24 protein-coding genes are annotated in these 25,246 nt (G+C 58.6%); 20 read left to right on the top strand and 4 right to left on the bottom strand.

Features of this window, described 5'->3' with window-relative positions; translation table 11 throughout:
* Nucleotides 1–178 precede the first annotated feature (178 nt).
* From ACTJKV_RS13345 to rsmI, 4 genes are all read right to left on the bottom strand, one after another.
* Entirely contained in the window at nt 179–1,477 is a 1,299-nt protein-coding gene (locus ACTJKV_RS13345) for an extracellular solute-binding protein (RefSeq protein WP_062443834.1), read from the bottom strand.
* A gap of 141 nt (nt 1,478–1,618) precedes the next feature.
* Nucleotides 1,619–2,173 (bottom strand): sugar O-acetyltransferase, encoded by a 555-nt coding sequence (locus tag ACTJKV_RS13340; RefSeq protein ID WP_113226599.1) that lies wholly within the window; start codon nt 2,171–2,173, stop codon nt 1,619–1,621.
* A gap of 10 nt (nt 2,174–2,183) precedes the next feature.
* The gene (locus ACTJKV_RS13335; protein ID WP_113226598.1) at nt 2,184–2,552 is read right to left on the bottom strand and encodes a YraN family protein; all 369 of its coding nucleotides are present in this window, start codon (nt 2,550–2,552) and stop codon (nt 2,184–2,186) included.
* Nucleotides 2,542–3,414: a 16S rRNA (cytidine(1402)-2'-O)-methyltransferase gene (gene rsmI, locus ACTJKV_RS13330; protein WP_440598979.1), complete on the bottom strand. Its 873-nt coding sequence runs from the start codon at nt 3,412–3,414 to the stop codon at nt 2,542–2,544. Before rsmI ends, ACTJKV_RS13335 begins: the two co-directional genes overlap by 11 nt.
* 316 nt (nt 3,415–3,730) lie before the next feature.
* Between rsmI and dnaN the strand changes: the two genes are divergently transcribed.
* The 20 genes from dnaN to ACTJKV_RS13230 all read left to right on the top strand — a co-directional run bounded on the left by dnaN (nt 3,731) and on the right by ACTJKV_RS13230 (nt 25,205).
* Nucleotides 3,731–4,849: a DNA polymerase III subunit beta gene (dnaN, locus tag ACTJKV_RS13325; RefSeq protein ID WP_062423674.1), complete on the top strand. Its 1,119-nt coding sequence runs from the start codon at nt 3,731–3,733 to the stop codon at nt 4,847–4,849.
* A 171-nt stretch (nt 4,850–5,020) separates the two neighbouring features.
* Nucleotides 5,021–5,614 carry a phospholipid N-methyltransferase PmtA gene (gene pmtA / locus ACTJKV_RS13320; protein ID WP_113261408.1) on the top strand — a complete coding sequence of 198 codons (594 nt, stop codon included), beginning with the start codon at nt 5,021–5,023 and terminating at the stop codon, nt 5,612–5,614.
* A 14-nt stretch (nt 5,615–5,628) separates the two neighbouring features.
* Entirely contained in the window at nt 5,629–6,210 is a 582-nt protein-coding gene (locus ACTJKV_RS13315; RefSeq protein ID WP_113261407.1) for a histidine phosphatase family protein, read from the top strand.
* Between the two features lie 5 nt (nt 6,211–6,215).
* Nucleotides 6,216–6,923 (top strand): orotidine-5'-phosphate decarboxylase, encoded by a 708-nt coding sequence (gene pyrF, locus ACTJKV_RS13310; protein WP_113261556.1) that lies wholly within the window; start codon nt 6,216–6,218, stop codon nt 6,921–6,923.
* 11 nt (nt 6,924–6,934) lie between these two features.
* Nucleotides 6,935–7,222, top strand: coding sequence for a DUF1330 domain-containing protein (locus tag ACTJKV_RS13305; protein WP_062423671.1), 288 nt, complete (start codon nt 6,935–6,937; stop codon nt 7,220–7,222).
* A gap of 119 nt (nt 7,223–7,341) precedes the next feature.
* Nucleotides 7,342–8,322 (top strand): complex I NDUFA9 subunit family protein, encoded by a 981-nt coding sequence (locus ACTJKV_RS13300; RefSeq protein WP_440598847.1) that lies wholly within the window; start codon nt 7,342–7,344, stop codon nt 8,320–8,322.
* A 223-nt stretch (nt 8,323–8,545) separates the two neighbouring features.
* Nucleotides 8,546–9,139, top strand: coding sequence for a hypothetical protein (locus tag ACTJKV_RS13295; RefSeq protein WP_440598991.1), 594 nt, complete (start codon nt 8,546–8,548; stop codon nt 9,137–9,139).
* Nucleotides 9,140–9,192: 53 nt separating this feature from the next.
* Nucleotides 9,193–9,885: a glutathione S-transferase family protein gene (locus tag ACTJKV_RS13290; protein WP_062423668.1), complete on the top strand. Its 693-nt coding sequence runs from the start codon at nt 9,193–9,195 to the stop codon at nt 9,883–9,885.
* Between the two features lie 82 nt (nt 9,886–9,967).
* Entirely contained in the window at nt 9,968–11,104 is a 1,137-nt protein-coding gene (gene queG, locus ACTJKV_RS13285; RefSeq protein ID WP_440598846.1) for a tRNA epoxyqueuosine(34) reductase QueG, read from the top strand.
* A complete protein-coding gene (locus tag ACTJKV_RS13280; RefSeq protein ID WP_440598845.1) occupies nt 11,105–11,983 on the top strand; it encodes an SDR family oxidoreductase in 879 nt (292 codons plus the stop codon).
* 380 nt (nt 11,984–12,363) lie between these two features.
* Complete coding sequence (locus ACTJKV_RS13275; RefSeq protein WP_113175855.1) at nt 12,364–12,732, top strand: septal ring lytic transglycosylase RlpA family protein; 369 nt, start codon at nt 12,364–12,366, stop codon at nt 12,730–12,732.
* Nucleotides 12,733–12,890: 158 nt separating this feature from the next.
* The gene (locus ACTJKV_RS13270) at nt 12,891–14,180 is read left to right on the top strand and encodes an RsmB/NOP family class I SAM-dependent RNA methyltransferase (RefSeq protein ID WP_440598844.1); all 1,290 of its coding nucleotides are present in this window, start codon (nt 12,891–12,893) and stop codon (nt 14,178–14,180) included.
* Nucleotides 14,181–14,336: 156 nt separating this feature from the next.
* The gene (locus tag ACTJKV_RS13265) at nt 14,337–15,614 is read left to right on the top strand and encodes an imelysin family protein (RefSeq protein WP_440598843.1); all 1,278 of its coding nucleotides are present in this window, start codon (nt 14,337–14,339) and stop codon (nt 15,612–15,614) included.
* 96 nt (nt 15,615–15,710) lie between these two features.
* Nucleotides 15,711–17,231 carry a di-heme oxidoreductase family protein gene (locus tag ACTJKV_RS13260; RefSeq protein WP_440598842.1) on the top strand — a complete coding sequence of 507 codons (1,521 nt, stop codon included), beginning with the start codon at nt 15,711–15,713 and terminating at the stop codon, nt 17,229–17,231.
* Nucleotides 17,231–18,352 (top strand): imelysin family protein, encoded by a 1,122-nt coding sequence (locus tag ACTJKV_RS13255; RefSeq protein ID WP_440598841.1) that lies wholly within the window; start codon nt 17,231–17,233, stop codon nt 18,350–18,352. The genes ACTJKV_RS13260 and ACTJKV_RS13255 overlap by 1 nt, the downstream gene beginning before the upstream one ends.
* Nucleotide 18,353: 1 nt before the next feature.
* The gene (locus tag ACTJKV_RS13250) at nt 18,354–19,445 is read left to right on the top strand and encodes a DUF1513 domain-containing protein (protein ID WP_440598840.1); all 1,092 of its coding nucleotides are present in this window, start codon (nt 18,354–18,356) and stop codon (nt 19,443–19,445) included.
* Between the two features lie 50 nt (nt 19,446–19,495).
* Nucleotides 19,496–19,951 carry a TspO/MBR family protein gene (locus ACTJKV_RS13245; protein ID WP_440598839.1) on the top strand — a complete coding sequence of 152 codons (456 nt, stop codon included), beginning with the start codon at nt 19,496–19,498 and terminating at the stop codon, nt 19,949–19,951.
* Nucleotides 19,952–20,175: 224 nt separating this feature from the next.
* On the top strand, nt 20,176–22,059 hold the full coding sequence (locus tag ACTJKV_RS13240) for a sigma-54-dependent Fis family transcriptional regulator (RefSeq protein WP_111847285.1): 1,884 nt from the start codon (nt 20,176–20,178) through the stop codon (nt 22,057–22,059).
* A gap of 154 nt (nt 22,060–22,213) precedes the next feature.
* Nucleotides 22,214–23,287: a 2,3-butanediol dehydrogenase gene (locus tag ACTJKV_RS13235; RefSeq protein WP_111847284.1), complete on the top strand. Its 1,074-nt coding sequence runs from the start codon at nt 22,214–22,216 to the stop codon at nt 23,285–23,287.
* A gap of 115 nt (nt 23,288–23,402) precedes the next feature.
* On the top strand, nt 23,403–25,205 hold the full coding sequence (locus tag ACTJKV_RS13230) for an NAD(P)/FAD-dependent oxidoreductase (protein WP_111847512.1): 1,803 nt from the start codon (nt 23,403–23,405) through the stop codon (nt 25,203–25,205).
* Nucleotides 25,206–25,246: the final 41 nt, after the last annotated feature.

Here is a 25,246-nt window from a genome sequence, read left to right as displayed (position 1 = left end):
ATGGACCAGACATCTTGTGAAGACGTCGGTCCCTGAATTTTGAGAGAGCGCTGCTTGTGTACTGTGCGTCACGCCCTGCCTTGGAGGCGAGGATGACAGAGCCTTGGAAGCGCCTTGCAATTGGAACGGACCTCCCCTCGATTAAGAGGAGAGGTCCTTCGATAGGGTGACGGTATGATCAGCCAGCGGTCTTGGCGAAACGGGCCAGAAGGTCGTTGCCTTCCTTCTCGATGATGTTGAAGGCGTCCTTTACGGAGACTTCGCCGGAGAAGATGCGACCATATTCACGTTCCATGATGGCGCGGATCTGCGGGTAGAAGCCGAGGCGGTAACCCTTGGACCATTCGCCGCCAGGCAGTGACAGCTGCTTGATGCCGACTTCGGCAACAGGCTGCTTCTCGTAGTAGCCTTCCTTCTTCGCCAGCTCGTAGGCTGCCTTGGTGATGGCCACGTAGCCGGTCGCTTCATGGTAGAACTTCTGGATCTCAGGCGAGGTCAAGAACTGGAAGAAGTCCGCCACGCACTTGTTTTCAGGCTCAGGCTTGCCGGACATGGCAAACAGGGCCGCACCGCCGATGAAGGAGTTGGTGCCAGCGCCCTTGATTGCGCCCCAGTATGGCAGGAAGGTTGCCGAGAACGGCATTTGCGCTGTCTTCTGCAGACCGCCGAAGGAACCCGAAGAACCGATCCAGAGAGCGACCTTGTTTTCTTCGAATGGCTTCTGGTTGTCGTTCCAGCCGGCACCGTAGTAAGCGAAGTAGCCCTGATCCTTCCAGGACTTCAGCTTTTCGAACATCATGATGAGGTTCGGGTCGGTGACCTTGAGCTTGGTATCTACAACGCTGTCATAACCGTTGTTGTTGGTGGCGAACTGGACGTTGTTACGCGAGAAGAAGTTCTCGGTGAACTGCCAGGTCAGCTGCGACTGAACGAGGGGTATGAAACCGGCTTCCTTCAGCTTCGGGGCAATGGCTTCAAACTCTTCCCAGGTCTTCGGCGCTTCGACACCGGCCTTCTTCAGGGCGTCCGTGTTGATATACATGATCGGCGCGGAGGAGTTGAACGGCATGCCGACGAACTTGCCATCAGCTGCAGCGTAGAAGTAGCGAACGCCAGGAATAAAGGCTTCGCGATCGAACGTGTAGCCAGCCTTGGTGATGATATCTTCCGCCGGGATGACGGCACCCTTGGCGTTGATGATGGTGGCGGCACCGGCATCGAAGACCTGGAGAATGTTCGGCTGCTCGCCGGAGCGGAAGGCGGCGATGCCGCTTGCCAGCGCTTCCTCGTAGGAGCCCTTGGAAACGGGCGTCAACGCGCATGCGCTCTGCGCAGCGTTGAACTTCTGCGCGACCTCGTTGATGACTTCGCCATTGCGGCCGCCCATGCCATGCCAGAAGGTGATGTTGGTTGCCGCCATGGAAGATGTTGCGGAAACGCTGAGGGCCATCACGGCCATGGAAATTTTCTTGATCATCTTTCGATCCTCTACCGCCCTTGTTGGGTGAGGATGCGAATAGGGACGTTCCGTGACGGGAATTTAACAATTTCATGTCAGATTTGTTACGTGAGAAGCTTCGAAATTGCAGGCCGATCGCGCCGGGCAATCGCAGGTAGATTATTTATCTCGGGTCGAGCGCGCCGGGTTGCCGACGACGATGTCGCCTGGCGCGGCGCTCTTCGTCACCACCGAACCGGCACCGACGATGGCTCCATCGCCTATTGTCACGCCCGGCAGAATGATGGCGCCGCCGCCGATCCAGACATCCTTGCCGATCACTACCGACCGTGCCCTTTCGATCCCCTGCCCGCGCAACGTGATGTCGCGATGGTGATCGGCACAATAGATGTGAACGGCAGGGCCGAGCATGGAGCCCGCACCAATCTCGACGCTGCCGGAGTCGAGGATGGTGCAGCCTGCATTAAGATAGACCCTTTCCCCCAGGCTGATATTGAGGCCGTAGCTGCAATGGAACGGCGCTTCGATGAAAGCGCTTCCGGCGGCCGATTTTAGAAGCTTGCCAAGCAGCGGGCCAATCGATCCACGCTCGTCCGGCGGCAGTATATTGTGCTGATGAACGGCAAAACGCGCTTTGACCCGAAGCGCGTCCAACTCGTCATCGAGACAGCAATACCATTCGCCAGCAGCCATTTTTTCACGTTCGCTCGACATGGAATCGTCCTCAAAAAGCATCGATGAAATGGACTGGCAGACGCCGCGGCAAGACAGCGACGATGTCGAAACGCAAAGACAACAGATGCGCATCTTTACGTCGTGCCAGCCAGAGATCGGCAGACGCGCGAATGCGCCGTTGCGATTGCCAGCTGACAGCATCAACCGCGCCATTTTCCGATCGACGGGCCTTCACCTCAATAAAGGCGACGACGTCCTTGCGCCGGGCAATGAGATCGATCTCGCCAAGCGGCGTGCGATAGCGCAGCGCCAGGATGCGATAGCCCTTCAGCATGAGATAAAACGCCGCCCAATATTCGGCAGCGTGGCCGCGTTTTTCCGCACGGCGTCTTTTCACATGCCGCACATCAACCGCCATGGCTGTCCTTCATGTCGAGCAGTCGCTGATAGAGTTCCTTGCGTGGCAAGCCGGTGAGCTTTGCCGCCTCGGCAGCCGCCTTGGCCGCCGGCATGGTGGAGACCAAATCCTTCAACAGCTTTTCGACATCCTCAATATCGGGGATGTCATCATAGGATGGCGGCTCGACGAGAAGCACGATCTCACCCTTCACCGTGCGGTCTTCGTCATAATAGTCCGCAAGCTCGCCCAAGGTCCCGCGACGGAACTCCTCGAAAGTCTTGGTCAGCTCACGGCACACAACGGCGCGGCGATCGCGCCCAAGCACCTCTGCGGCGACACGCACGGATGCACCGATGCGGTGCGGGGATTCGAAAAAGATGAGCGTTGCCGGAATTTTCGAAAGCTCGGCAAAGCGATCGCGCTTGCCACGATCTTTCACCGGCAGGAACCCCGCAAACAGGAAGGCGTCGCTCGGCATGCCAGATCCGACGAGTGCGGCAAGCGGTGCGGAGGCGCCTGGAATGGGCACGACGCGATAGCCCGCGTCCAGCGCCAGCTGGCCAAGCCGATAACCGGGATCGGACACGAGCGGCGTGCCTGCATCGGAAACGAGTGCCACCGACTTGCCCGCCTCTAGAGCAGCAACCAATCTCGGCCCTACCTCCTGGGCATTATGTTCGTGATAAGCGTAAGGGCGATTGCGAATGCCGTAGCGCTCCAGAAGGATGCGGGTGACGCGCGTATCCTCGCAGGCCAGAACATCGGCGGAGCTTAGCGTTTCGAGCGCGCGCAATGTGATGTCGCCCAGATTGCCGATGGGCGTCGCCACGAGATAAAGGGCATTCTCGAGCGGCCGTGCCGGAACCGAAACGCCCGCGATGCGAAAGCTCTTGCCCGAAGACGTCTCCGTCTGGTCGTCGTTGGTTTCGTCTGTCACGGGTCAGTCCAATCTATTTTGCCATTCCAAGGAAGCACTTATGGGCAATCGGACGCGGCTGAACAAGCGCAAGATGTCACTCTTATCTGTGGATCACGCACGTTAGCGGGGAATAGCAACGGCTAGCGTATGCTGGCCTCTTGCATTTCACACGATAACTCTGCCATTTTGCCTGTCCCATTATCCGGCATCAGGCCGGGAAAGACTATCTTGCCGATCCGGCACCGCCGGATCGCAACGGTTGAAAGCGGTAGCGTCCATGCGTATTACTCTTGAGCGGTCCAACCTTTTGAAGTCGCTGAACCACGTGCATCGCGTGGTCGAACGGCGCAACACTATTCCGATCCTGTCGAATATTCTGCTGCGCGCATCCGGCGCCAATCTGGACATGAAGGCGACCGACCTCGATCTGGAAGTGACAGAAGCGACACCGGCCATGGTGGAACAGGCGGGTGCGACGACCGTGCCGGCCCATCTGCTTTATGAAATCGTCCGCAAGCTGCCCGACGGGTCGGAAGTGCTACTCGCGACCAATCCCGACGGTTCGTCGATGACGGTGGCGTCCGGGCGCTCCAAGTTCTCGCTGCAGTGCCTGCCGGAAACGGATTTCCCTGACCTGACCGCTGGCACCTTCAGCCACAGCTTCAAGCTGAAGGCCACCGATCTCAAGATGCTGATCGATCGCACGCAGTTCGCCATCTCCACCGAAGAAACCCGCTATTACCTCAACGGCATCTTCTTCCATACGATCGAAAGCGGCGGCGATTTGAAGCTGCGTGCAGTTGCGACAGACGGCCACCGCCTGGCACGCGCCGATGTCGACGCGCCATCCGGTTCCGAGGGCATGCCGGGCATCATCATTCCGCGCAAGACGGTTGGCGAATTGCAGAAGCTCGTCGACAATCCCGAGCTGGAAGTCGCTGTCGAAGTGTCCGACGCCAAGATCCGTCTGACCATCGGCGACATCGTCATGACCTCGAAGCTCATCGACGGCACCTTCCCGGACTATCAGCGCGTCATCCCGACCGGCAACGACAAGGAAATGCGCGTCGATTGCAGCAGCTTCGCCAAGGCCGTGGACCGCGTCTCCACCATTTCCTCGGAACGCGGGCGTGCCGTCAAGCTTGCCTTGACCGACGGACAATTGACGCTGACCGTCAACAACCCGGATTCTGGAAGTGCGACGGAAGAAGTGGCTGTTGGCTATGAGAACGATCCGATGGAGATCGGCTTCAACGCCAAATATCTCCTCGATATCACGGCGCAATTGTCTGGCGAAGATGCGATCTTCCTTCTGGCCGATGCAGGCTCGCCCACGCTGGTGCGCGATACGGCGGGGGACGATGCGCTCTACGTGCTGATGCCGATGCGCGTGTAAAACAACAATCTTGGAAAAAAGCCGGCGGAATTTTCCTCCGGCTTTTTTTGGCTCCAGCATTGCGATAAGTTTTTCCACTTGCGACATTTTGCTTTTGATTTGCGCCATACGAGACAAGATGTCGCCACAGTTTCAACAAATGGTGTTTGACGACAAATAAGGGGACGAAAAATGGGACTGAGCCTGAAAGAACGCTTCGGCCGAAAATTCGAAGAAGAAATTCGCTTCTTCAAGGGGATGGTCAATCAGCCGAAAAAAGTCGGCGCGATCGTTCCCACCTCCGGCATTACCGCGCGGCGGATGGCAAGCGTCATCAACCCTCATTCAGGCCTTCCCGTTCTTGAACTTGGACCCGGAACCGGCGTTATCACCAAAGCCATCCTCGGCCGCGGTCTTCGGCCCGATCAGGTGACAGCAATCGAATATTCGACGGATTTCTATCAGCAGCTTTTGCGCAACTATCCTGGCGTGAACTTCATCAATGGCGACGCCTTCGATCTGGATAAGACGCTGGGCGAGCAGAAGGACCAGATGTTCGACTGTGTCATTTCCGCCGTTCCCATGCTGAATTTTCCGATGGCTGCGAGAATCAAGCTGCTGGATGAGCTGCTGAATCGCGTCCCGCACGGCCGTCCCGTCGTTCAGATTTCCTATGGCCCGGTCTCGCCGATCGTGGCGCAGCCTCACCTCTATCACATCCGCCATTTCGACTTCGTGGTGCGCAACATTCCGCCTGCGCAGCTGTGGACCTATACCCGCACCTAGTCTAATCTTTGGGCATGTACGCTCTCTACATAACCCATCCGCAGGTTCGCATCGATCCGAAGGTTCCCGTTCCGGAATGGGGACTATCGGATATAGGGGCAGAAAGAGCCCGAAGGGCGTTTTCGCAGCCCTGGGCTCGCAACTTTCGCCGTATCGTCAGCAGCACCGAGACCAAAGCGATCGAAACGGCGCAATATCTTGCTCGAGCCAGCGGTCTCGACGTCGAAACTGTTGAGGACATGCACGAGAACGACCGAAGCGCGACCGGCTTTCTTCCGCCTGACCTCTTCGAAAAGGCCGCTGACTGGTTCTTCGCCCACCCGCATGCAAGCTACAAAGGCTGGGAAACCGCAGCCGACGCACAGGCTCGCATTGTAAAATCGGTCGAAACCATCCTCGCCACCCACGATTCCAGCCAGCCCATTGCCTTCATCGGTCATGGCGCGGTCGGCACCCTTCTCAAAAGTCACCTCAGCCACGATGTCATCCGACGCAGCACCGACCAGCCGCCCGGCGGTGGCAATCTTTTCAGATTCGATCTTGCGGACCGGAAAGTGACATGCGACTGGACGCCCATCGAAAATTGGCAGGGGTGAAGATGATGACCACGAACGAGCGCCTGATCGTTGGCTTGGATGTTCCAACCGTCAAGGAGGCCGAGGCGATCGTCACCGCCATTGGCGACGATGTCATCTTCTACAAGATCGGTTATCAGTTGGTCTTCGCCGGTGGGCTGGAGTTCGCCCGCGAGCTTGCCCAGAGCGGCAAGAAAATCTTCCTCGACATGAAGCTCTTGGATATCGACAACACCGTTGCCTCCGGCGTGGAAAACATCGCCAAGATGGGCATGTCGATGCTGACCCTGCACGCTTATCCAAAGGCCATGCGTGCTGCTGTTGCTGCCGCCAAGGGATCGGATCTTACGCTTCTCGGCGTCACGGTTTTGACCTCGATGGACGATGCCGATCTGGTGGAGGCAGGCTACCAGGGTGACGCGCGGTCGCTGGTTCTCAAGCGCGCCGAACAGGCGAGACAAGCAGGCATGGGCGGCATTGTCTGCTCGGCTGAAGAATCCTCAGCCGTCCGCGACATCCTCGGACCCGACATGGCGGTGGTCACCCCCGGCATTCGCCCGACCGGTGCAGACGCCGGAGACCAGAAGCGCGTCGTCACACCTTTTGACGCCATTCAGCGCGGTTCGAGCCATCTGGTCGTTGGCCGTCCCATCGTCAAGGCGGCAGACCCGAAGGCTGCGGCACGCGCCATTCTGGACGAAATGCTGCGGGCCAGCTTCCCAGCCAATCGATAAGGACGACAGCCATGACCAAAGCCTACTGGATCGCCCGCGTGGATGTTCGCGATGCCGAGCGCTACAAGGATTATGTCGCGACAGCCAAGCCGGCTTTCGAACGCTATGGTGCAAAGTTTATCGCTCGCGGCGGTGCCTTCACAGAACTGGAAGGCCAGGCACGCGCCCGCAACGTCATCATCGAGTTCCCTTCGATGCAGCACGCTGTCGATTGCTATAACTCCGAAGAGTATCAGGCTGCAGCTAAAATTCGCCAGGAAGTGGCCGATGCGGAAATGGTCGTCGTCGAGGGAATTTGAATAGCGCCGGAAGGCTCTCTCAGTCGCCGTTCTGCTTCATACTGTTCTCTCTTCCCGTGCGCCTAGCTTTCGGCTAAGACACCAGAATATATCCATTAACGCTTCGCAGGAGCCGTCCCATGCCCTTGGCCAACCTTCCTCCTCTCGTCACCGTTTTTGGCGGCTCGGGCTTTGTCGGGCGGCATGTGGTTCGCACGCTGGCAAAGCGCGGCTATCGTATCCGCGTTGCGGTGCGCCGCCCGGATCTTGCAGGCTTCCTGCAGCCGCTCGGCAATGTCGGCCAAATCTCCTTTGCCCAGGCAAACTTGCGTTACAAGGACTCGATCGTCCGTGCTGTCGAAGATGCCGATCACGTCGTCAATTGCGTCGGGCTGCTGTTCGAAAATGGCCGCAACACCTTTGACGCCGTGCAGGAGTTTGGTGCGCGCGCCGTCGCTGAAGCGGCAAAAGCGGCAGGCGCGACGCTGACCCATATTTCGGCAATCGGCGCCGATGCGAATTCTTCGATTGGATATGCCCGCACCAAGGGCCGCGCAGAAGCCGCGATCCGCTCCATTCTGCCAGACGCCATCGTTCTGCGCCCGTCCATCGTTTTCGGCCCTGAGGATGACTTCTTCAACAAGTTTGCCGGCATGGCCCGCACGCTCCCCTTCCTGCCATTGATCGGTGGTGGAAAGACGAAGTTCCAGCCCGTCTATGTTGAAGATGTTGCGGAAGCCGTTGCCCGCAGCGTCGACGGTCAGCTGAAGGCGGGCGCCACCTATGAGCTTGGCGGCCAGGACGTTTTGACCTTCCGTCAATGTCTTGAGGCTGTATTGGAAGCAACCTACCGCGAACGCCCGATGGTCAACCTGCCGTTCGGCATTGCCTCGTTGATGGGTTCGGTGGCGTCCCTCATTCCGCTGATCAAGCCTCCCTTCACCTCCGACCAGATTGCCCTTTTGAAGAATGACAATGTGGTATCGGCTGAAGCGGAAAAGGCGGGTCTGACGTTGGAAGGGATGGGGATCACACCCGTTCGCATCACCTCGGTGCTGTCGTCCTATCTGGTCAGCTACCGCCCGCACGGCCAGTTCAGCAATGCGGGAAAAGCTGCTTAAAGCACAACTCTTCCTCTTCTCAGCACGAACGGCGCTTCAACTCTCTGAGTTGACGCGCCTCGTGCTTTGATGAGTCGATTGCGACTGCGCTACGATGCCTCCGGTTTTTTTCAAAACGCGCTGCAACCAAAGATTACTCCACCCGTTATGACCCCAACGAGCGTTCGGCGACGAATTCGTCGCTACGTTCAAGGGGTGGGAATGTCGCGGAAACGCGTGGGGAATGCCGCAAGCGTGGCGCAAGGGCAACGGTGGAAAAGTCTTCACATTAACCCGGTGTTCAGCAACGTCAGTTATTGGTAAACGCCACAATCACGACACATCCTCCATCGAACAACCAAGCAGCGGCGCGACCGCTCGTATTTTAATTTTGAAAGGCAATGAGAAATGGGCAGGTCTATCGCACTCTTTTTTGCGTGTGCGGCGTTGGTTGTTCTGGCAGGTTCGTTCATGGCTCCGGGCACGGTTGCCGCGGGCAAGACCGGTTGCTCTCCTGCCTATGGGGTTGACCCATGCGCAACGAGCTCCATCTCTGCGCAGTGAGGTCGATGGCCCTGACGGCCGTTGCGTGAAAAGGCTAAGCGCCCGGAGAGAAAATCCAGGGCGCTTTTTTATTGCAGCCGCTCAAGGCAGTCGCGAAAGAGAAAGAGTCCCGTGCATCCTTGAATGCACAAGGGACGCTCCATCTTATTCGAGCCCACCCATTGCGTTTTCTGAAAATCGTCTCGATTTTCGCGCCCATGCTGTGGTGCAACGCAGCATTAAAGTTACGTTAAAAAAACTTCGTCTATTATTTCGTGCCGAAGCCGCACTTTGAGCTTTTTTCCACCACAGATAAGCAACCGCAAGAAACACAAACTCTGAGCGCAAATGCCAACTCTTTATCATTCCTCCATGTCGACAGCATCACGGTTCGTCCGGCTGATCCTTGCCGAATATGGCTTCCAGATCGATCTTGTCGAGGAGCAGCCCTGGGAAAAGAGGCGGGAATTTCTAGCGCTCAATCCGGCCGGTACCTTGCCCGTCTATCTCGACGACAACATGCGCTCGCTCTGTGGGCCTTATGTGCTGGCAGAGTTTCTGGATGAGGCGCATGGCGTGCTGAAGCGCGATCGTCGTCTTCTGGCGGAAGAACCGTTTCAACGCGCTGAAATCCGTCGTCTGACCGAGTGGTTTCTTCAGAAAATGGAAAACGACGTCACCAAGCCCTTGGTGCGCGAGCGTGTCTACAAATTGCAGATGACGGCTGCCCAAGGTGGCGGACCGCCGGACTCGAAACTTCTGCGGACCGCCCGGTCGAACATTCGCCAGCATATGAAGTATCTCGAATGGCTTGCGGGTTCGCGCACCTGGATCGCCGGTGATCGCTTGAGCTATGCCGATCTCGCGGCCGCAGCATCGGTCTCCATTCTTGACTATCTCGGGGAGATCAACTGGCTGGAAGCGCCGATTGCCAAGGAATGGTACCAGCGGGTGAAGTCACGCCCGTCCTTCCGTCCGCTGCTGGCCGAACGCGTGCCACGTCTGGCACCCTCTTCCCATTATGCCGATCTCGATTTCTAATCCTGTCACCACGCATTATATATAGCGTCTCAGTCGGCGCAGTGCCGGCAGGCGTCCCAGGAGAGAAGCAATCGACACGGTCTTGCAGAAGCAGGAGCTGCGCGCACGCAAGCTGACGGATTTCGTCAAAGCGGAAGCAACGGCGCTTGGCTTCGACCTCTGTCGGATCACCTCGCCGGACGCTATTCCGCAGGCGCCGGAGCGATTGCGTGAATTTCTCGACAGCGGCTTCCACGGCACCATGGGCTGGATGGCGGAAACGCAGGAGCGGCGGGCCTCCCCCAAGACCCTGTGGGGCGATGTCCGCTCGATCGTGATGTTCGGCCTGAATTACGGACCGGATGAAGACCCGCGCACAATCCTTGAACAGCCGGACAAGGCCGCAATCTCCGTTTACGCCCGCAACCGCGATTATCATGACGTCATCAAAGGACGACTGAAGGAGATCGCAACACGCTTTGCGGCGCGTGCTGGCGAAGACGTGAAAGTCTTTGTCGATACCGCGCCAGTCATGGAAAAGCCACTGGCTGCCGCTGCCGGTCTTGGCTGGCAGGGCAAGCACACCAATCTCGTCAGCCGCTCTTTCGGCTCATGGCTCTTTCTCGGCAGCATGTTCACCACGGCCGAACTCTGTCTCGATGAGGCTGATAGGGATCATTGCGGCTCCTGTCGCGCCTGCCTGGACGCATGCCCGACCAACGCCTTTCCCGCGCCCTACAAGCTCGATGCGCGGCGCTGCATTTCCTATCTGACGATCGAGCATAAAGGGCCGATACCACACGAATTCAGACCGATGATTGGCAACCGCATCTATGGCTGCGACGATTGCCTGGCTGCGTGTCCCTGGAACAAGTTCGCCGCCAGCGCATCGGAAATGAAGTTGCAGGCGCGAGAGGATCTCAAGGAACCCCCCATCGACTTTCTTCTTGGACTCGATGACGCTGCATTCCGAACCTTCTTCAGCGGGTCGCCAGTCAAGCGGATTGGTCGCAATCGCTTCATCCGTAACGTTCTGATCGCGGCCGGCAATTCGAAGGACCAAGGCTTGGTCGAAAAGTGCAAGCGTCTGACAAGCGATGCATCACCAGAGGTGCGCGGCATGGCCGTCTGGGCACTCTCACAGTTAATGGACAGCCATAGCTTCCATGCTTACGCTGCGGCGCACACGACCGAAGACGATTCGGATGTGCAGGACGAGTGGCGTATCGCAGGAGCATAGATGTCGCAGCTGATGATTTTCGGTGCCGGATATTCCGGCAAAGCAATCGCCAAAAGTCTTCAGGACAGCATGGACCTGGTGTGCGGTACCACGCGAAGCGCCGACCAGGCCGACAAGCTGCAATCGCTCGGCATCACCCCGTTCATCTTCGATGGCGAAATGCTCAATGACGATTTGTGCGCGGCACTCTCAACCGTCACCCATCTCGTCCAATCGATTGCTCCCGGCAAGACGGGCGATCCATTGTTGCGCCTGTGCGGCGGGAATCTGCAATCGCTCATGCCGCAGCTAAAATGGGCTGCCTATCTTTCCACCGTCGGCGTTTACGGCAATCACGATGGCGCATGGGTCGATGAGGCAACGCCTTGCAAGCCCGTTTCGGCACGCTCGCTGGAGCGCGTGGAGGCTGAGCAGGCGTGGATCAAAGCGGCGAACGACGCCTCGGTGCCGCTCTGTATTCTGCGTCTGTCGGGCATTTATGGACCGGGCCGCAACGGCTTCATGAACCTGGAAAAGGGGACTGCCCGGCGCCTGATCAAGCAGGATCAGGTCTTCAATCGCATCCGCGTCGAGGACATCGGTGCAGTGAGCGCTTTCCTTGTGTCGCGCAACGCCAACGGCATCTTCAACGTGACGGACGACGAGCCGGCACCGCCGCAAGATGTCGTGACGTTCGCCGCGGATCTGATGGGGATCGACCCTCCTCCCGAACAATCCTTCGAGACGGCGGAACTGAGCCCCATGGCCCGGTCCTTCTATGGCGAGAACAAAAGGGTCTCGAACGGCAAGCTCCGCCACATGGGCTTTACGTTTCGCTACCCCGATTACCGCGGATCGCTGCGCCAATTGTCGGAAAGCGGCACCTGGAAAGATGAATGAACGTTCATCTTCAAAGGGTGAAAAATCCATCCAAGTGGCGTTTTGAGAATGTTTATCATCGTTAAATTTGTCTTTAACCTTTTATTAATGTACAAATTTAGAGGATTTTTTCAGCTTTTAGAAAATTATTTCACTCGACTTTTGTGAAGTCGTGACTCGTAGGCTGGTGCCGCAATCCTTTTGCGCTTGTGGTTTGATTCTAAAGAAATTTTTCCGAAACCATAGACGGCTATCTAAAATTGGCTTTCACGCCGGCGATCACGAATGTTACAGACTGTAACAGTTCGTGATTGGAAGAAGGCAAGTTTTTGCCATTTTTCCGCGTCCCTAAACTCTCCGCAATTCATTCGGCGCGGGGCCGAGTATCAGGGAAGCACAGTTTGACGACTATCCGACGCATGACTATCGCGGCAGCAACTATTGCCGCCTGCTGTTTTATCGCTCCTCTTCAAGCCAATGCTGCAAATGGTTGCGGCGGCGCATCTTGGTATGCTCTCACTTCCAAGACTGCTTCCGGCGAAAGGATGAATCCTTCCAATCTGACCGCAGCGCATCGCTCCTTGCGCTTTGGCACCAAGGTCAAGGTGACCAATGCACGCAATGGTAAAGCCGTTGTCGTTCGCATCAATGACCGTGGCCCGTTCATCAAGGGTCGTGTTCTCGACCTGTCCAAGGCTGCAGCCAAGAACCTCGGCATGGTTAGCTCCGGCACCGCCAAAGTCTGCTATGAGATCGTTGCCGCCAAGTAAGACTTGTTTTGCCGCATGTCGTTCTCGCGAGGCCGTTTAGACGCTTGACGTGAACCATGCTTTGATTTCCGAAGCGCTTGTTCGGGAATTCCAGCCTAAGCCTTGCCCTCGCCGCCATTCGCGTCTACCAACCGGGCAATCACGAGATGAGGTAGACAATGCGTTTGGGCGGGCGTTTGGCCGGAGCAATCGAAGTGTTGGCAGATATCGAGGCGCGCAGACGCCCCGTCGCCGACGCACTGAAGGACTGGGGACTGGCGCATCGTTTCGCTGGTTCCGGCGACAGGGCCGCCATCGGCAACATCGTCTACGATGCCCTTCGCATGAAACTGTCCCACGCATGGTTGATGGATGACGATAGCGCCACGGCGCTGGGCTACGCCGTCATGCTGCGCCAATGGGGCAAAACGCCTGAGCAACTGGCGCAAGAATTCGATGGCGATAAGTTCGCCCCTCCGCCTCTTTCCGAAGATTCAATCAACGCACTGAAAAGCCGCTCGCTGGCCGACGCGCCTCTGCACATCCAGGGCGATATTCCAGAATGGGTTCAGCCATCGCTTGAAGCGGCATTTGAAGACGACTGGCTCCGACAGGCAAAAGCACTGAATGAACGCCCGACGCTCGATCTTCGTGCCAACACGCTGAAGGCAAACCGCGACAAGGTGCTCAAGGCGCTGGAAGAGACCGCCGCCGTCGCAACCCGCATCGCGCGTCAAGGTATACGCATTCCGGCGGGCGAAGGTCCGTCGCGCCTGCCGAACGTCACAGCCGAGCTTTCCTTCCAGAAGGGTTGGTTCGAGGTGCAGGACGAAGGCTCGCAGATCGTTGCCGATCTCGCTGGCGCCACTGAAAGTGAGCAGATCCTCGATTATTGCGCCGGCGGCGGTGGAAAGACGCTGGCCATGGCCGCGTCCATGACCAACAAGGGCCAGGTTCACGCCTTCGATGCCGATCGCAAACGCTTGGCACCGATCATCGAGCGGCTGAAACGTGCCGGCACGCGAAACGTCCAGGTGCATGACAGGCCGGCCGGACTGAACGCGTTCCGCGACAAGTTCGACCGCGTCCTCGTGGACGCACCGTGCACAGGCACGGGCACATGGCGCAGGCGGCCGGACACAAAATGGCGTCTCACACAACGCAATCTAGACGAGCGCGTCGGTCAACAGGCCGAAGCTCTGGATCAGGCAAAGGCCTTTGTGCGTCCGGGTGGTGAGCTTCTCTATGTGACCTGCTCCGTGCTGCCGGAAGAGAACGAGCGTCAGGTTCATCGCTTCTGCGCTGAAAACCCGGAATTCTCCATCACGTCGGCACTTGACCGGTGGACGAAGACCTTCGGGCCGGCCGCAACCAAGCCCCATTCTGCAGATGGTGAAACGGTAACTCTGACGCCAGCGACGACGGATACGGATGGCTTCTTCTTCTGCGCCATGACCCGCAAGGGCTAGAAAGGATTTCCTCATATAAACGCTGCTGCAAGGCGATAAGACCGTGTCAGTCCGTTTGTTGGAAGCCTTCTAAACTAGAATATTTGACACCAGTTTACGATTGGTTCAGAACTCGCCTTCACAGCCTCGTTACCGCAGTGCTGGACAGGAGAGAGCATGTTTCGCAAAACCGTTCTAAGCGCCAGCATGGCGCTTTTCGCTGCATCGTCAGCCTTCACCGCGGCCCCCGCAAGAGCAGCGACCGATCCCGCCGCCGTGGTCAAGCATTATGCCGAGTTGGCTGAGGCGAAGTATCAGGATTCACTGACCACCGCACAAGCGCTGGACAAGGCGATCGACGCGCTGATTGCAGCGCCGAGTGACGCGACATTGAAAGCTGCCCGCGAAGCATGGATCAAGGCGCGTGTTCCCTACCAGCAGTCTGAAGTCTATCGCTTCGGCAACCCGATCGTTGATGAGTGGGAAGGCAAGGTCAATGCATGGCCGCTCGATGAAGGCCTGATCGACTATGTCGATAGTTCCTACGGCACTGAGAGCGACGAGAACGAACTCTACACGGCCAACATCATCGCCAACAAGAAACTGACCGTTGGCGGAGAAGTGGTCGATGCATCCAAGATCACGCCCGAACTGATCCGAAGCCTTGCAGAAGCCGGCGAAGTGGAAGCCAACGTTACTACGGGCTATCACGCGATCGAGTTTCTGCTGTGGGGTCAGGATTTGAACGGCACCGGCCCAGGAGCGGGCAACCGTCCCTACACCGACTACGACACGAAGAACTGCACGGGCGGCAATTGCGACCGCCGCGCCGATTATCTGAAAGCCGCTTCGACCCTGCTGGTCTCCGACCTGAAGGAAATGGCCGCGAACTGGGCGCCGGATGGCGAGGCGACGAAGAATGTCGAGGCCGATCCCAAGAAGGGCTTGTCCGCGATCCTCACCGGTATGGGCTCGCTGTCCTATGGCGAGCTTGCGGGCGAGCGCATGAAGCTTGGCCTGCTGCTGCACGATCCGGAAGAAGAGCATGATTGCTTCTCCGACAACACCTACAACTCGCATCTCAACGACGCGATTGGCATCGCTTCGGCTTATACCGGCGAGTACACGCGCGCTGACGGTACCAAGATGAGCGGACCTTCACTCTCCGAACTCGTTGCCGCCAGCGACAAGAAGCTGGACGACGAGATGAAATCCAAGCTCAACAAAACGCTCGATGCCATGCACGCGATGGAAAAGCGCGCCCAGACCGTTGAGGCCTACGACCAGATGATTGGCGAAGGCAACAAGGAGGGTAACGCCGTGGTGCAGGCCGCCATCGACGGGCTTCTCGACCAGACCAAGACGATCGAACGCGTGATTGCCGCTCTCGACCTCGGCAAGATCGAGCTTGAGGGGTCCCAGAGCCTCGACAATCCAAACGCCGTCTTCAAGTAAGATAGATTGATCCGAAAAATAGATGAGGCTGCCGTCCCGGACGGCCTCATCACCTCGTTTCCATTTCTCCAAGCCGGGTCATCGTGAGCCGAGGACATGAAGCGCACTGATCTCGTTCGGCTTGTCACGCCCACCCTCGCCCTTCTCATATGCGGCCTGCCGTCACTGGCTGCCGATGCGACACGCCGTGACATCTCCCAAAGCGATCTAGATCGCGTTCGCGCCGTCACCAGGCCTACGACCGATTTCTCCAAGGCCGAGCCTTTCGAAGCCATGTCCGCCGGTGCGGCGACAACGAGGGTTGCGCCGGGCAATACGTCCTTCTCCCAACCGTCCGCCAACATCGCCCTGGAGCAGGACCAGGACTTCAAGCTCGGCCATGCGCTGTTCCAGAAGCTGTGGGTGTCCTCACCTTCGTCGACGCAGGCCTCCGATGGTTTGGGGCCGCTCTATAACGCCCGCTCCTGTCAGACCTGTCATATCAATGACGGACGCGGGCGCCCGCCGCGTGAGGGCGAGGATGCCGTCTCGATGATCGCCCGCCTTGCACGCGCTCCACGCACGCCTGAGGAAGACAAGCTTCTCCAGGATCATCGGGTCCTCAACTTTCCCGACGTGACCTACGGCGCCCAACTGCAAAACCTCGCCGTGCCGGGTTTGCAGGCGGAAGGCAAATTGACCGTTTCCTATGAGGAGCGGACGGTGACGCTTGGCGACGGCGAAATCGTGTCACTGCGCAAGCCGACCTATCGCGTCGATGGCTTGGTCGATGGACCTTTCGAAGCCACAACCTCCATCTCACCCCGGATTGCGCAGCCCACGCTTGGCCTGGGCTTGATCGAAGCGATCGCTCAGGAAGACATTCTCGCCAATGCCGATCCTGAGGATAAAAACGGCGATGGGATTTCCGGCAAGCCCGCCTTCGTACGCGACCATCGTTCAGGCACGTTGTCGCTCGGTCGTTTCGGCTGGAAAGCCCAGAACGCAACCGTGCGGGATCAGGCCGCAATGGCCTTTTCGCATGATCTCGGCATATCGACGCCTGACGCACCCAATGCCTATGGGGATTGCACGGAAAGGCAGACGGACTGTCTTGCCATGCCGACCGGCGTGCAAAAGCGGTTGGGCGACACCGAAGCACCCTCTCCTGTCCTCGATCTCGTGACGGTCTATACCGAAAACCTGAGCGTTCCTGCCCGACGCAATGTGGATGCCCCCAACGTTCTGCGCGGCAAACAAATGTTCTACGACAGCGGCTGCGCCACCTGTCACACGCCAAAATTTGTCACAAGACGAAACGCCGACGATCCCCTTCACTCTTTCCAACTGATCTGGCCCTATTCCGATTTTCTTCTGCATGACATGGGCGACGGTCTGGCGGATGGGCAGCAGGTTGGTGACGCGACAGGCAAGGAATGGCGCACGCAGCCGCTCTGGGGTATTGGCTTGACGCACGCCGTTAACGGCAACGAATTCTACCTGCATGACGGGCGGGCGCGCAGCCCGACCGAAGCAATTCTCTGGCACGGGGGTGAGGCACAAAAAGCGCGCGACGCCTTTGCTGCCTTGCAAAAATCTGACCGGCAGGCATTGCTGACATTTCTGGAGTCTCTTTGATGGACATTTCGATGCGTAAACTTCTGGCAAGCCTGCCGCTGACGATCCTTCTCTTCATGGGTACGGCGAAGGCCCAGGATGTCGAGTTGATGCCACCTCCGCCGCTCGACCCCGTCAAGGTGCGTGTGACGATGGAAAAGGCTGTCGACGGGTTTATCCGCCCTGGCTATGAGACATTCCGCGACAAGGCACGCGCGCTGGAAAGCACGATGCAAGCGCTCTGTGCCGATCCATCCGCCAATAAGATGAACGATGCCAAGCAAGGTTTTGCCGATACGGTGGACGCCTGGTCGCATATCGAAATCGTCCGCGTCGGTCCGGTCATCGAACAGAACCGTTTCGAGCGCATTCTCTATTATCCGGACAAGAAGGGTCTGGGATTGAAGCAGGTGCAGCGCTATCTCGCCGACAAGGATGAGAGCGTGACGACGGCAGACGGATTGAAGACAAAGAGCGTCGCAGCACAAGGTCTGGGTGCTCTGGAGTTCGTGCTCTACGGTACTGGCGCTGAGGCTTTGACTGGGCAGAAAAATGATTTCCGCTGCCGCTACGGCGCGGCGATCGCCGGCAATCTTGCCAATATCGGAAACGAACTGGTGACGATCTGGACGGCACCGGACAGGACCGCAAAGAACTGGAAAGAGCCAGGCCTGGCCAACCCTGTCTTTCGCGATGAGCGGGAAGCACTGGTTGCCCTTCTCGGCGTTCTCGTCCACGCTTCCGAGGCGATCCGCGATCAGCGCATCGAGACCTTCTACAAGGGGACGGACAATGTGAAATTTCCGCGCACCGCTATCTACTGGCGCTCCGGCCTCACCTGGAAGAGTATCGGCGGCAACATTTCTGCCGTCCAGGACCTACTGCACACCGCCCGTATGGGCGATCTCCTGCCACCGGATCAACGCTCGATCATCGGCTCCATCGACTTCATCGCCAAATCCATGGTCCGCGTCTCCGGCACCATAAATCCCGATGTCGAAAAAGCCTTGGCTGACGACAAGGAGCGGGCCAAGGTCGATTACCTGCTGTTGAACGGCAAGGACCTGATCTACCGCATCAACGACCAGTATGGCGGCGCCATCGGTCTGAGCTCCGGTTTTTCGTTCTCGGACGGAGACTGACGTGGACAAGGACCGGCGGCTTCTTATCGACAGACGCAGCTTCATCAAGGCTGCCGGCGTCCCCTTTCTGGCATCGCTTGCGCCGCGGTCGCTCTTCGCGCTCGAGCGCACCGACGCCGTCTTCGCTTCCGCCTTCCGTAGTCGAGACGGTGCTTATGGCGTGGCGACGCTCAGCGAGGCGGGAGAGATCATCGACAGGGTCGCCTTGCCGGCACGCGCCCATGGTATGGCTTTCAGCCCGGAGACGGGTATGACGGTCGCCTTCGCCCGAAGGCCCGGGACCTTCTTCGTCGCCTTCGATGCACGCGATCGTCGCGCTTCAGTGGTGATCAACACACCCGAGGGGCGGCACTTTTACGGTCATGGACAGTTTTCGCCGGATGGTAAGACCCTCTATGCCAGCGAGAACGACTTCGACGGCAATCGTGGCGTCATCGGCCTTTATGACGCGCAAGACGGCTTCCGCCGCTTCGGTGAATATGACGCCCACGGGATCGGCACCCACGACATGACGGTGAGCACCGATGGCGCGATGATCGTGATTGCCAATGGCGGTATCGAAACCCACCCGGATTTTGGCCGCACCAAACTCAATATCGATCGCATGGAGCCCTCGCTGGTGCTTCTGGAGGCTGCGACCGGCAACCTGATCCAGAAACACACACTCCCGGAGCAGCTAAAGCAGCTTTCAACCCGTCATGTCGATCTTGGCAATGACGGTCGGATTTGGTTTGCCTGCCAGTATGAAGGCCCGCGCAACGACCTGCCGCCACTTGCAGGCTATTTCTCCAAGGGCGACGATCTGCGTTTCGTCGACCTGCCCGATGAGACGACCGGGCGGCTAGCCAACTATGTCGGGGCCATCGCGGTCAACCGCGAGGCGGGTGTCGTCGGATTGACGTCTCCCAACGGCAACGCCTTCGTCACGCTTGACGAGAAGCGTGGCACGGTGCTGACGCAGACAACATTGCGCGAAGCGGCAGGCGTCGCCGCATCGAATAGCGGCGTCATCGCCTCCTCCTATGACGGAGATTTTGCGGGCCGGATGAGTGCTGTTTCATGGGACCAGCACATCGCGCGCATCTCTCGCTAATTTGTTGAAATGGCGCGGGAACCAAAGCCTGTCGCCACCATTCATGCGGCATGAAGAACGCGCTCGTCGTCTATCTCGTTTTTATCGCTGTCGTCGTGACCTGTGGCGCGTTGATCGGCATCAACAACGTTCCCGGCGACTGGTACCAGTCGCTGAACAAGCCGCCATTCAATCCTCCCAACTGGATTTTCGGCCCCGTCTGGACGACGCTTTACGTGATGATCGCCATCTCCGGCGCGCGCACATGGTTGCGAAGCCGTATGGGCGGACGGATGCAGCTGTGGGGCAGCCAGATGCTGCTGAACTTCCTCTGGTCGCCGATGTTCTTCGGCATGCAGAGCCCGGCCGCAGGTCTGATCATCATCGTTCCGATGCTGATCTGCATCATCGCCTTCATCATTCTGACCTCCCGCCGCGACCGGCTGTCTATGTTGCTCTTCATCCCCTACGCGGCCTGGGTCGGCTTTGCCACGCTTCTGAATGCCAGCATTCTCTATTTGAACTAAAGCGCCGTGCGTCCTGCTGGACGCACAAAGGATGCCGGACCTTTTTGAATCGACACATTGTACTTTCCGAACATCGAGGCCGATTTTTGCAAAGCACGATGCTGTAGTCGCAAGTCTGCTCCGCTTCCGGCAACCATTGGGAGCACCGGAGTGGAAACCCAAACCGAAACTGGTTAAGCTCTCTCCGAGAGCCATGGGAGGCGGCGATCGAAAGCCGGCAGTCTATGAATGTTTCGGATCATATCAAAGAAATCGAGCATGTCGCAGATGGCAGGAACACCGGTCGCGATGCCGTCGTCCTGGAATCCTGGAGACGCTGCCTCGATACCTACCAGTTGGACCCGGCAAAAGCCCGGGAAGCGGTGATCGTTTCTGACACGCGGTTGCGTGAACATCGGCAGCGATCCGGAGATCTGGTGCACATTGCCCGTTCAGCCCTGGAAGCGCTCTATCGCCAGGTGGCGGAGCAGAATTATGTGCTCCTTCTCTCCGATCGGCAGGGAGTGACGGTGGAATTCCTGGGGGATCCCTCCTTCAACAACAATCTGCGCAAGGCAGGACTTTACCTCGGATCGGAGTGGTCCGAACCCCGCGCCGGCACCTGCGCTGTAGGGGCCTGTATTGCGACGGGCGAAGCGCTGACCATTCACCAGACCGACCATTTCGATGTCACCCATACGCCGCTCTCCTGCACCGCCGCACCCATCTACGATACGCAAGGCGCTCTCGCGGCCGTGTTGGATATCTCGCTTCTGAGTTCTCCCATCCTCAAGACGAGCCAGAACATGGCCCGCCACCTTGTGTCTTCGACGGTACGACGCATAGAACTGGCAAACCTGATGGCGAGCAGCCGACATGATCTCGTCCTGCGCTTTGCCAGCGCACCGGAGTTTCTGGATGTTGATCCGGAGGCGGCCCTTTCGGTCGATGGCGCCGGCCGGATCACGGGCATGACCCATGGCGCTGCCCGCTTCCTTGCCGCATCACAAGGTTTGGACTGGCGAAAGCCGGACGAACTTCTCGGACAGCGCGTCGAGGCGTTTTTCGAAGCCGACCTTGATGAGCTCGCGTCCCATACCCGCTCCAGCCTTCCGCAGGAAAGGCGGATCGTGGTCAAAGGCGGGACCATTCTTTACGCGCATGCAATCGAGCCGCAGCAGACGAGATCGACCGTGCCGCTCGTGCGCTCGAAATCTCAGGCGACGGTTTCCCGAATTGGTGATAGCGGACCGGCGGTCCAAAACCTCCAGCGGAAGGTGGAGAGACTGGCACCTTCGAAACTCCCGATCCTGCTGCAGGGCGAGACGGGTACCGGCAAGGAGCATCTGGCGCGCATCATTCATGATTTAAGCGGGCTCTCCGGCCGCTTCGTCACGATCAATTGCGCAGCCATTCCCGAACAGCTGATCGAAAGCGAATTGTTCGGCTATCTTCCAGGCGCCTTCACCGGCGCTTCGCCGAAGGGACGCAAAGGGCTCGTGGAAGAAGCGGATGGCGGCACGCTTTTCCTGGATGAGATTGGAGACATGCCGCTTGTCGCACAGAACAGGCTGCTGCGTGTTCTCGCCGAGGGAGAGGTTCTGCCGGTCGGTGGCTCGACACCGCAGAAGGTTGATTTCAGGGTCATCTCCGCGTCGCACCGCCCTTTGAGGGACATGGTCCTTACCGGAGATTTCCGCGAGGACCTGTACTATCGGCTGAATACCGCCGTCATGACGTTGCCGCCGCTGAGAGAACGGGAGGACTTTACGTGGCTGCTTGAGAGGACCCTGGAGAAGCACAGCGTGCCGGGCCGCCCACTTTCTCTCTCCAACGCCGCACGGTCCGCGCTCGTGCATCATCGCTGGCCGGGCAATATTCGCGAACTGGACAATGCGATAGCCTTCGCGGCAGCGCTCTGCGACGACGGATTTATCACGGTGGACGATCTCCCAGAGCATCTCGTTTTCGCCTCGACAACGCCTGTGACCGATGAGCGGGAACTTGATCTTCGTGCGCTGCTTGCCGCATGCGACGGCAATGTCTCCGAGGCGGCCAGAAGGCTTGGTATTGATCGCACCACGCTCCATCGTCGGATGCGCAGGCTTGGCATCGGCAAGCCTCACTGAGTGAGGCACGCGCCACAGCTGTAGCACCACAGCTGTGGCGGAATGCAAAACCGGCCTGTCGCGAAACCCCAGCAATCTCCGGCGTCTCAGCCTGGGAACGCGTCTGGCATGGGCATTGCACCTTCTCTGGCATCAGACGCCATGGAGGAAAAAAATGCGCGCCCTTAGATTTCATGCGGCCAAGGATCTGCGGATCGAGGATGTTCCAGATCCGAAACATCCCGGACCGGGACAGGTGCTCGTCCGTAACCGCTTCGTCGGCATCTGCGGCACCGATCTCCACGAATACAGCTACGGTCCGATCTTCGTGCCCACCGAGCCGCACCCGTTCACCGGCGCGCATGGTCCGCAGATCCTCGGCCATGAATTCGGCGGTGTGGTGGAGGCCATCGGAGAGGGCGTGACCTCGGTGCGCGTCGGTGACCGCGTATCGATCCAGCCACTGGTCATGCCGCGCTCCGGCGATTACTTTGCCGATCGCGGTCTCTTCCATCTGAGCCCGCAACTGGCGCTCGTTGGACTGAGCTGGGACGGCGGCGGCATGGCCGAGGCAGCGCTGGTCAATGAATACAACGTCCAGAAAATTCCGGACGACATGACCGATGAGGAAGCAGCGCTGGTAGAACCGACGGCCGTTGCCGTCTATGCCTGCGACCGCGGTGGTGTAACCGCTGGTAACAGCGTCCTGGTAACAGGTGCCGGCCCGATCGGCATGCTGACGCTTCTCGCCGCTCGCGCCGCCGGTGCCGCGCAGCTTTTCGTATCCGATCTCAACGATGCGCGCCTCGAACTTGCTCGAAACGTCATTCCCGACGTGATCACCATCAACCCCAAGCGCGATCGTGTCGGCGATGTCGTGCGCGCGGCAACCGAAGGGCTTGTCGGCTGCGATGTCGCGATCGAATGCGTCGGCAACGAACATGCACTCAAGGCCTGTGCCGATGCGGTACGTAAGCAGGGCGTCGTGGTCCAGACGGGCCTTCACCCACACGAAAATCCGCTCGATTGGTTCCAGGTGACTTTCCGGGACCTGGAAATCAAGGGCTCCTGGGCCTACCCGACCCATTACTGGCCCCGCGTGATCCGTTTGATTGCCTCCGGGCTGTTACCCGCCACGAAGATCGTCACCAAGCGCATCACGCTCGATAACGCCGTGTCTGAGGGCTTCGATACCTTGCTGGACCCGGCCGGCACGCATCTGAAGATCCTCATCGATCTTTCCAAATAGCCCATCCCTGTCGCAGCCCGGGAAGAGGAGCCCGGAATGCGGCAGGTCAATAGTCTGGCAAGTGGAGAGACCGCCGCTTGCCACAAGACCCAAGCAAACCATGGAGGAGATGAATATGCTTGACGTCAGTCCCGCCACCAAAATCGACACTGTTCTTTCCAAGTTCGGCACAGCGCTTGAAGCAGGCGACATAGATGCTGCCATCCACCTGTTTCAGGCCGATTGCCACTGGCGCGATCTGGTAACCTTCACCTGGAACCTGAAGACGCTGGAAGGCCGCGAAGAGATCCGCGACATGCTGCAGAGCCAGCTTGCCGCAATCAAGCCTTCGGGCTTTGTGCAAGACGGTAAAGAGCCGGCCTCGGAAGGCGGTGGCGTCACCGAAGGCTGGTTTGAGTTCGAGACTGCGACAGCGCGTGGATACGGCCATATCCGCCTGAAGGACGGACTGATCTGGACCTTGCTGACCACGATGAGCGAGTTGAAAGGTCACGAAGAGCCGAAAGGCATGCGCCGTCCGATGGGCGCCGAACACGGCCATGACCGCAACCGCCGGACCTGGAAAGAAAAGCGCGAGGCCGAAGCCAGCGAACTTGGTTACTCCGAGCAGCCCTATGTCGTCATTATTGGCGGCGGCCAGGGCGGCATTGCCCTTGGTGCCCGCCTTCGTCAACTCGGCGTTCCGACGATCATCATCGAAAAGAACGAGCGGCCGGGCGACAGCTGGCGCAAGCGTTACAAGTCGCTCTGCCTGCACGATCCCGTCTGGTACGATCACCTGCCCTATATTCCCTTTCCGGAAAACTGGCCGGTCTTTACCCCCAAGGACAAGGTGGGCGATTGGCTGGAGATGTATACCAAGGTCATGGAGCTGAATTACTGGGGCTCAACCACCTGCAAATCTGCGCAGTATGACGAGGCCAAAGGCGAATGGACGGTTGTCGTAAACCGAGCCGGTGAGGACGTCGTGCTGCGGCCGAAACAGCTGGTGCTGGCGACCGGCATGTCGGGCAAGCCAAACGTACCGAAAATTCAAGGGCAGGATATCTTCAAGGGTGAACAGCAACACTCGTCGCAGCATCCTGGCCCGGATGCTTATGCGGACAAAAAGGTCGTGGTGATCGGCTCCAATAACTCGGCCCATGATATTTGCGCCGCCCTTTGGGAGGCCGGCGCGGATGTCACCATGCTGCAGCGGTCGTCCACCCACATCGTCAAATCGGACTCGCTGATGGAAATCGGTCTGGGCGACCTCTATTCCGAACGCGCGGTCGCGAGTGGGATGACGACGCGCAAGGCCGATCTCATCTTCGCCTCGCTCCCCTACAGGATCATGCATGAGTTCCAGATCCCGATTTACGACAGGATCCGCGAGAAGGATGCCGATTTCTACGCGGCGCTGGAGAAAGCCGGCTTCATGCTGGACTTCGGCGATGACGAATCCGGTCTGTTCATGAAGTATCTGCGTCGCGGCTCCGGCTACTACATCGATGTCGGCGCCTGCGATCTAGTGATCGACGGCTCGATCAAGTTGAAATCCGGCGTGGATGTCTCGCATCTCACTGAAAATGCCGTGGTGTTGAAGGACGGCACCGAGCTGCCGGCGGATCTGGTGGTCTACGCAACCGGCTACGGCTCGATGAATGGCTGGGCCGCAGATCTCATCTCCCGCGAGGTAGCAGACAAGGTTGGCAAGTGCTGGGGTCTCGGCTCCAACACGACGAAGGATCCCGGCCCTTGGGAAGGGGAGCAACGCAACATGTGGAAGCCGACCCAACAACAGGCGCTGTGGTTTCATGGCGGCAATCTGCATCAGTCGCGCCACTACTCACAATATCTGTCGCTTCAGCTGAAGGCGCGCCACGTCGGGCTTGAAACCCCGGTCTATGGTCTGCAAAAGCCCCATCATCTGGCATGATGTGAAACTGGCCTCGATCCGTCGGTTGGCAACGACCGACG

Origin of the sequence: Agrobacterium sp. 22117, assembly GCF_052045735.1 — a bacterium.
GTDB lineage: Bacteria > Pseudomonadota > Alphaproteobacteria > Rhizobiales > Rhizobiaceae > Agrobacterium > Agrobacterium cavarae.
This window is presented reverse-complemented; position numbering and strand designations above follow the sequence as displayed.

Bases quoted from the DNA above. Each gene is read 5' to 3' on its own strand.
- ACTJKV_RS13240 (WP_111847285.1), top strand. From the start codon at position 20,176: ATGAATGTTTCGGATCATATCAAAGAAATCGAGCATGTCGCAGATGGC.
- ACTJKV_RS13345 (WP_062443834.1), bottom strand. From the start codon at position 1,477: ATGATCAAGAAAATTTCCATGGCCGTGATGGCCCTCAGCGTTTCCGCA.
- pyrF (WP_113261556.1), top strand. From the start codon at position 6,216: ATGACCACGAACGAGCGCCTGATCGTTGGCTTGGATGTTCCAACCGTC.
- pmtA (WP_113261408.1), top strand. From the start codon at position 5,021: ATGGGACTGAGCCTGAAAGAACGCTTCGGCCGAAAATTCGAAGAAGAA.
- ACTJKV_RS13305 (WP_062423671.1), top strand. From the start codon at position 6,935: ATGACCAAAGCCTACTGGATCGCCCGCGTGGATGTTCGCGATGCCGAG.
- ACTJKV_RS13230 (WP_111847512.1), top strand. From the start codon at position 23,403: ATGCTTGACGTCAGTCCCGCCACCAAAATCGACACTGTTCTTTCCAAG.
- ACTJKV_RS13290 (WP_062423668.1), top strand. From the start codon at position 9,193: ATGCCAACTCTTTATCATTCCTCCATGTCGACAGCATCACGGTTCGTC.
- ACTJKV_RS13315 (WP_113261407.1), top strand. From the start codon at position 5,629: ATGTACGCTCTCTACATAACCCATCCGCAGGTTCGCATCGATCCGAAG.
- ACTJKV_RS13340 (WP_113226599.1), bottom strand. From the start codon at position 2,173: ATGTCGAGCGAACGTGAAAAAATGGCTGCTGGCGAATGGTATTGCTGT.
- ACTJKV_RS13295 (WP_440598991.1), top strand. From the start codon at position 8,546: ATGCCGCAAGCGTGGCGCAAGGGCAACGGTGGAAAAGTCTTCACATTA.
- ACTJKV_RS13245 (WP_440598839.1), top strand. From the start codon at position 19,496: ATGAAGAACGCGCTCGTCGTCTATCTCGTTTTTATCGCTGTCGTCGTG.
- ACTJKV_RS13335 (WP_113226598.1), bottom strand. From the start codon at position 2,552: ATGGCGGTTGATGTGCGGCATGTGAAAAGACGCCGTGCGGAAAAACGC.
- ACTJKV_RS13265 (WP_440598843.1), top strand. From the start codon at position 14,337: ATGTTTCGCAAAACCGTTCTAAGCGCCAGCATGGCGCTTTTCGCTGCA.
- ACTJKV_RS13280 (WP_440598845.1), top strand. From the start codon at position 11,105: ATGTCGCAGCTGATGATTTTCGGTGCCGGATATTCCGGCAAAGCAATC.
- ACTJKV_RS13235 (WP_111847284.1), top strand. From the start codon at position 22,214: ATGCGCGCCCTTAGATTTCATGCGGCCAAGGATCTGCGGATCGAGGAT.
- dnaN (WP_062423674.1), top strand. From the start codon at position 3,731: ATGCGTATTACTCTTGAGCGGTCCAACCTTTTGAAGTCGCTGAACCAC.
- ACTJKV_RS13300 (WP_440598847.1), top strand. From the start codon at position 7,342: ATGCCCTTGGCCAACCTTCCTCCTCTCGTCACCGTTTTTGGCGGCTCG.
- ACTJKV_RS13270 (WP_440598844.1), top strand. From the start codon at position 12,891: ATGCGTTTGGGCGGGCGTTTGGCCGGAGCAATCGAAGTGTTGGCAGAT.
- ACTJKV_RS13260 (WP_440598842.1), top strand. From the start codon at position 15,711: ATGAAGCGCACTGATCTCGTTCGGCTTGTCACGCCCACCCTCGCCCTT.
- ACTJKV_RS13255 (WP_440598841.1), top strand. From the start codon at position 17,231: ATGGACATTTCGATGCGTAAACTTCTGGCAAGCCTGCCGCTGACGATC.